The following is a 5,946-nucleotide window of genomic DNA, read 5'->3' as shown; positions in this document are numbered from 1 at the left end:
GGATTGTAAATCACAAACGATCATCAATGTTCCTACCTTTATGTACTGAAGGCACATCACTGAACTAACTGTTCAATTTAGACCCGTTTGCCCTACCGCAACACGACGATGATTGATGTCAATAAATTAAGTGAAAACATGGAGGCGCGTAATGCCGTAGTGGAATCCGTACTGACAGATGGAGCTATTGGTTATCGCAAATTTGAAGTTTTAACAGGCAACCGTCTTTTTGCCGTACTTAAACTAGAGGATGGCAATTCACCACCGTTTGGTGCCAGCGTACGTAACGCTGCCGGACGCGAATTGGGTATTGTCGGAGATAGAGGAATAGCGTGGATCAGCGGTGCTCAGCCAAGCGAAACGCTAAGAGTCAATTGGAATAATAATCAACAGTGTCTGTCCACATTACCAAGCCATATCCACTCTCTATCACAACTAATACTGCCCTGTAAGAGCGAGGACTCAGACAGAGAAACATCAAATGTGACGGCTAGCGGGCATGATATTCCCAAAAACAAGATCATAAAATAACGAGCAGAACGGAGTGGTAAAAATAATGAAAAAAATATTTCTGATGAAATTGACTTCACAGTTGATATTAGGTGGGTTGGCATTAATCTCGTTTACCGGACAAGCCGCTATTTCTCTCGATCGTACCCGCGCGATATTTGATGGGGGACATAAATCCATCGCATTAAATATCTCAAACGAAAATAAGCAACTGCCTTACTTAGCACAGGCATGGTTGGAAGATGCTAATCAGCAAAAAATCACAACCGGACCATTGGTCGTGACCCCTCCCGTTCAACGTCTGGAGCCGGGTAAACGTAGTTTAGTCCGAGTAGAAGCAACACCCGCAATTAGTTTACTAGCACAGGATCGGGAATCACTGTTCTATTTTAATCTGCGTGAAATCCCACCCAAGAGTGATAAACCCAATGTGTTACAAATCGCACTGCAAAGTAAAATTAAACTGTTTTACCGCCCCGCTGCCATTAAAACCAAACCGAATTCAGTCTGGCAGGATCAACTGGTATTACATAAAGTCAACGGGGGCTATCGCATCAAAAACCCGACACCTTACTACATTACAATCATCGGCATGGGTAATACCGTTTCCCAATCCGAAAGCGGAAAATTTGAAACCGTCATGATTGCACCGTTTGGCAATAAAACAGTGAAGCGCGGTCAATATGCCACACCATATCTGACTTATATCAATGATTATGGCGGGCGTCCAACCTTGCCCTTCCATTGCAATCATAAACAATGTACAGCAATGAAAGCCCTATCTCCGCAATAATAGTTGAGCCTGAGGAGGCAGGTATGTACCGAATAAAAAACCATCAATACATTCACACTACCTTACTAGTGGGATGGCTACTTTATGGTGCAGAAAAAGGATATACAGGTGAAGTAATAACAGAAAGATTCGATCCACGTATAGCACAAATCATCAGTCAGGAGAAAAGCTACCTTACGCAAGGGGGACTCTCGGGCAGAGAAGGGCAACTGGAAGTCTATGGGGCATTGGTCAGTTCTCCTTGTTCATTCGTAATTTCTCTAAATCGCCAGAATATACAAGAAAAAGAGTTGATCATTGATCTAGTTGACTGTGGCGAAGGAGAACTTTCCAAAAATCCTTCTTTACCAATCAACGTAACACTGACAGTCCCAAAACTATTTAAGCAGACTACAAAGCTATATCAACGATCTGATTGGAATATTCATCAAGGAAACCCACAATTGAAAATTTCCTCAGATCGCCTGCCAAAAGGTAATTCGAATCTGCGGTTGGAAATCACTTATGACTAGTTGAAACCGAGGATAAAGAGGCTATGGGAATAAAAAGCAAGATAAATAAAAATATCGCTGTATTACTTCTGGGAATATTAGCCATGATGAATTTTCTGACAGTAAACGCTAACGGCTCAGTCGAGATTCAATTTTCAGGAACACTTTGGGCGGGAGCTTGTGATCTTAGTGCGGACTCTAGTCTGATTGAAATACAGTTTTTACCGATAGGGACAAAATATTTTGACTTATATGATCGAAGTGTCGAACGTCGTTTCCAGATTAGCCTGGAAGAATGTGAAGTCGGCCGTACGGTACAGGTGCAATTTAAAGGCACAGAAGCCACTGCTCCCGGTTTAGAGGGGTTATTGAAAATCAGCGGTAAGCAAGCCGATGAACTGGGTATTGAGTTAGTGGAATACGTTAATGATGTTCCGAGAATACTGACATTACAAAATGGCACCGCAGAAAGTACAACACAAACCCTGACAGACAAAGTTCAACTGCTCAAATTCGGAGCCTATTTAAAAACGGCATCAGCAGTCAGAAATGGCAGTGCTTCAGTTACACCCGGAGCATATTCAGCTATTGCCAATTTTGAATTGATTTATGAATAGTCATGTGTAATGAAAAAACGGAAGTAACATTGTGAATATATATAAGTTTGTAATATTAACAAGCATTCTAATATGGAGTACATGGGGGCACTCTGATGTTAATATCTCGATTAAAGGTACTCTGCGGGAACCGGTTTGCACCGTCACTGGGGAAGATGGAAATAACATAGTCAATGTATTTTTTGGCGAAGCTAAAATCCGGGATGTAGGTTCCGGAAAAGTTGAAAAGCCAATTAAATTGAAAGTGAATTGTGAAAGTATGGCTCCATATAATAAAGTACTAAAAATGAAAGTGACTCCTACTTCTAATGGTGTAATGAACATTCTCGGAGGAAATATACTAAAAACATCAATAGATGAATTAGGCATTGCATTGATTAAGGGTAAAGATCCGGTGGTATTAAACCAATGGCTTCCAGTCAATGAAATTGATACAAACATTGGCTTACCAGCAGGTGATATAATATTAACCGCACGTTTAGTAACATCCAACATCAAACAGTTGGAAGCAGGAGAGTTTAGCTCATCAGCTAATTTAGTTATAAGTTATCAATGATAAGATATTGTATATCACAAACTATTTTATATAACATCAATAATGATGATGACCAATATAGGAACTTTATGAATAATAAAATATTATTGTTATTTTTCGGATTATTGATGCTAAATCCAATATATGGCTTGTGCAAAGCAGGTTATTTTATACTAACAGGAAGTTTAAAAGCCACAGGAAAATATAGTGGAGAAACGACGGGCTACAACAGCATCATGGTGATAGAAATAAATCTTCCCCCAAAAATAAAAGCCGTTACAAAATGGATTTATCCTAACTGCTCTTCAAGTGATGAAGTTGAAGCAATTTCAATAATCAATCTAAGAAAAGAAATAGAATTAACAATAGCCGGAAAAAAAATAAAGGCCATAGGAATGCTACAGGAAAATGAAGTCAAACTTACTTATCCAATTGCTCATAGTAACTCAAATCTTGGCAACTTTGTCTCGTTTTGGGGTAAACCAACTGCGCCTTATTTAGCTGATTGTGGAATTGATGGAGAAGACAATGGGAGTCCTTATCCGAATGATTTCAAAGGAATAAATATAGTCACCTATAGAATAGAAGGAGACATTCCAGTAGGAAACTGGACAGGTACAGTCGATATTGGCAGAGTGAACGCATATAGAGAAACGCCACCAATAAATGACAGTAATCTTAAAAAATATGGCCTAACATTAAATACTGGTGCGATATTAAATATGGATTACGAGATAAATATAATCAATTCATGTAGAACAACTCCATTTGGATTAATAGAACTAAAACATCCTGATTTAACCACTACAAACTTCGACGGAAACATTGTCAAACGTAATATTAATATCCAATGTGATAAACTTGCGGATATAACACTATCACTCACATCCAGTTCTTCATCAGGGAAAAAGACAGAAAAAGGTAACAAAATAGAATTACCTTTATCGACTGATAAATCCGGAGTCAATTCGATTTTATCTGTCGAAGGGAATAACCTTATGTATGATCCCAATAAAAATAAATCTATCGTCAAAGTCGGGCCTGATGGTGAAACATTACAAATAAGCAGCATGTTAAAGAAAACAGCTAACAACATCACAACAGGAGAATATTCCACCAATGCAATATTAACAATAGCATTTGATTGACAAATATTTTCGGTAACACAAAAACCACCGCAATCACGGTGGTTTTGCAATCAGATAGCGTTACTCAGACTAGTGTTACTCAGAAACTACATATCTTTCTTTGACGCCTGTAAATACAGCAATTCCAGCCCAATTGTAGCGGCAGCCAGAGCTGTAATCTCGGATTGATCATAAGCCGGAGCCACCTCCACCACATCCATTCCGACAATATTCAACGGTTGCAAACCACGCACAATTTTCAAAGCGCGATCTGATGTCAATCCACCAATCACTGGTGTCCCTGTCCCCGGAGCAAATGCCGGATCAAGGCAATCAATATCGAATGTCAGATAAATCGGCAAATCACCAACCACCGTTTTGATCTGTTCCAAAATATCATCAATACCGCGATCGTTGACCTGACCGGCATCCAGCACAGTAAAACCGTCATCAGTCTCATGTTCCGTGCGAATACCAATTTGTACTGAATGATGGGGATCTATCAGCCCTTCATTCGGCGCATGGTAAAACATCGTCCCATGATCAAATTTGCTGCCGTTGGGATAAGTATCCGTATGAGCATCAAAATGGATCAACGCCATTTTGCCAAAGAATTTCGCGTGGGCACGCAACAGTGGCAAAGTAACAAAATGATCACCACCAAAAGACAGCATGCGCTTACCCGATGCCAACACCTTTTCAGCATGTGCCTGCAACTTATCGCTCATATCCTGAGCATCACCGAAGTTAAATACCAGATCGCCGCAATCCACCACATTCAATCGTTTGCGTAAGCTAAAGTTCCACGGCCAACGACTGCTTTCCCATGCCAGATTAGTCGATACCTGACGAATAGCAGCTGACCCGTGACGGCTGCCCGCACGCCCTGATGTCGCCATATCAAAAGGAACACCAGTAATTACCCATTCCGCATCACTGGAATAAGGCTGAAAGTTCAATGGAAAACGCAGGAAGCCAAAGGCATTGGAAACCAAAGAATGATCAATCTGGTTTCCTAAGGAGCTAATACTCATGATATATCCTCAAAAGTCCCGCCCTGTTATTACCAGTCCCTAATATTGTCAATATTCAATAATTGGCAGCAACCAGTGACACGGAGGCTTATTTACGCTAGAAGATTAATCTTCCAAATACGCTATCATTTTAAATTTCAAGCAAAACAAAATGTTAGCAATCAATCCGAAACTGAAAAAACGAATGCGTATAAAGTCATACTACAAACAAGAAAAGTACCTAAAGCATCTTAGTTCAACGACTAATCATATAGTATTAAACATGTTTTCTGCTTGCCACAATTTTAAAGAGTAGATCCCACAAAATATCAAATGAACATTTAAGACACTGACGGTAATAGCAATCAGCCCTTTAACATACAGGATAATATGCCTAAACCTACCCATGCAGAAGACAATGTAGATTCAAGTCATTAATTTTTGCTTCACAGAAGTTTTACTTATTATATAAATCCGCGTTCTTTATTAAAACTGGCAGGTAATTGTTATTTTTTGGCGATAAAATGGCATCAATCATCATTAGTTATTATATACTATCAAAATACTTTCTTAATCTATTTTAATTATGAAATTAACAGAAGATGAAAATCAAGCAATAGTTATTAATCATTCATTTTCATTTATTGGTGATTATGATTTTAATACGGGCCAACTTCTCATTCATGAGCATGATTATTATCGACAATCAATAGCAGGAAAAGTATTGGTTTGCACTGAAGGGAAAGGTGGTACGATGGCATCTTTCTTGGATTCACATATTAAGCGCAACACCGTAATGAACGAAGTAAATGAGTGGGTATTCCTTTAAATAACTCATTCGGTGTTTTGTAATCTCGTGT

The 5,946-nt window shown here is 39.2% G+C and carries 6 protein-coding genes and 2 pseudogenes; 7 read left to right on the top strand and 1 reads right to left on the bottom strand.

Annotated features, from left to right (window positions below):
• Positions 1-93: 93 nt before the first annotated feature.
• From BM135_RS17595 to BM135_RS15980, 6 genes and pseudogenes are all read left to right on the top strand, one after another.
• A pseudogene (locus BM135_RS17595) lies at positions 94-453 on the top strand (FimD/PapC C-terminal domain-containing protein); the annotation flags it as partial.
• Positions 454-556: 103 nt separating this feature from the next.
• A complete protein-coding gene (locus BM135_RS16000) occupies positions 557-1,303 on the top strand; it encodes a fimbrial biogenesis chaperone (RefSeq protein WP_092521467.1) in 747 nt (248 codons plus the stop codon).
• Between the two features lie 23 nt (positions 1,304-1,326).
• Positions 1,327-1,815 carry a pilus-assembly fibrillin subunit gene (locus tag BM135_RS15995; RefSeq protein WP_092521466.1) on the top strand — a complete coding sequence of 163 codons (489 nt, stop codon included), beginning with the start codon at positions 1,327-1,329 and terminating at the stop codon, positions 1,813-1,815.
• Between the two features lie 23 nt (positions 1,816-1,838).
• Positions 1,839-2,411, top strand: a complete 573-nt coding sequence (locus tag BM135_RS15990) for a fimbrial protein (RefSeq protein WP_092521465.1) — start codon at positions 1,839-1,841, stop codon at positions 2,409-2,411.
• Positions 2,412-2,442: 31 nt separating this feature from the next.
• Positions 2,443-2,967: a fimbrial protein gene (locus tag BM135_RS15985; protein ID WP_245737437.1), complete on the top strand. Its 525-nt coding sequence runs from the start codon at positions 2,443-2,445 to the stop codon at positions 2,965-2,967.
• 68 nt (positions 2,968-3,035) lie between these two features.
• Positions 3,036-4,094 (top strand): hypothetical protein, encoded by a 1,059-nt coding sequence (locus BM135_RS15980; protein ID WP_092521464.1) that lies wholly within the window; start codon positions 3,036-3,038, stop codon positions 4,092-4,094.
• A gap of 86 nt (positions 4,095-4,180) precedes the next feature.
• On the opposite strand, the gene speB is transcribed toward BM135_RS15980, so the two are convergent.
• On the bottom strand, positions 4,181-5,107 hold the full coding sequence (gene speB / locus BM135_RS15975; protein WP_092521463.1) for an agmatinase: 927 nt from the start codon (positions 5,105-5,107) through the stop codon (positions 4,181-4,183).
• 565 nt (positions 5,108-5,672) lie between these two features.
• On the opposite strand from speB, the pseudogene BM135_RS15970 reads away from it, so the two are divergent.
• Positions 5,673-5,843: pseudogene (locus BM135_RS15970) on the top strand (aconitase X swivel domain-containing protein); the annotation flags it as partial.
• Between the last annotated feature and the right edge of the window lie 103 nt (positions 5,844-5,946).

Origin of the sequence: Xenorhabdus japonica (assembly GCF_900115195.1) — a bacterium.
GTDB lineage: Bacteria > Pseudomonadota > Gammaproteobacteria > Enterobacterales > Enterobacteriaceae > Xenorhabdus > Xenorhabdus japonica.
Note: the sequence above shows the minus strand (reverse complement) of the source record. Positions and strands in the feature narration are given on the sequence as shown.

Bases quoted from the DNA above. Each gene is read 5' to 3' on its own strand.
- BM135_RS15990 (WP_092521465.1), top strand. From the start codon at position 1,839: ATGGGAATAAAAAGCAAGATAAATAAAAATATCGCTGTATTACTTCTG.
- speB (WP_092521463.1), bottom strand. From the start codon at position 5,107: ATGAGTATTAGCTCCTTAGGAAACCAGATTGATCATTCTTTGGTTTCC.
- BM135_RS15980 (WP_092521464.1), top strand. From the start codon at position 3,036: ATGAATAATAAAATATTATTGTTATTTTTCGGATTATTGATGCTAAAT.
- BM135_RS15995 (WP_092521466.1), top strand. From the start codon at position 1,327: ATGTACCGAATAAAAAACCATCAATACATTCACACTACCTTACTAGTG.
- BM135_RS16000 (WP_092521467.1), top strand. From the start codon at position 557: ATGAAAAAAATATTTCTGATGAAATTGACTTCACAGTTGATATTAGGT.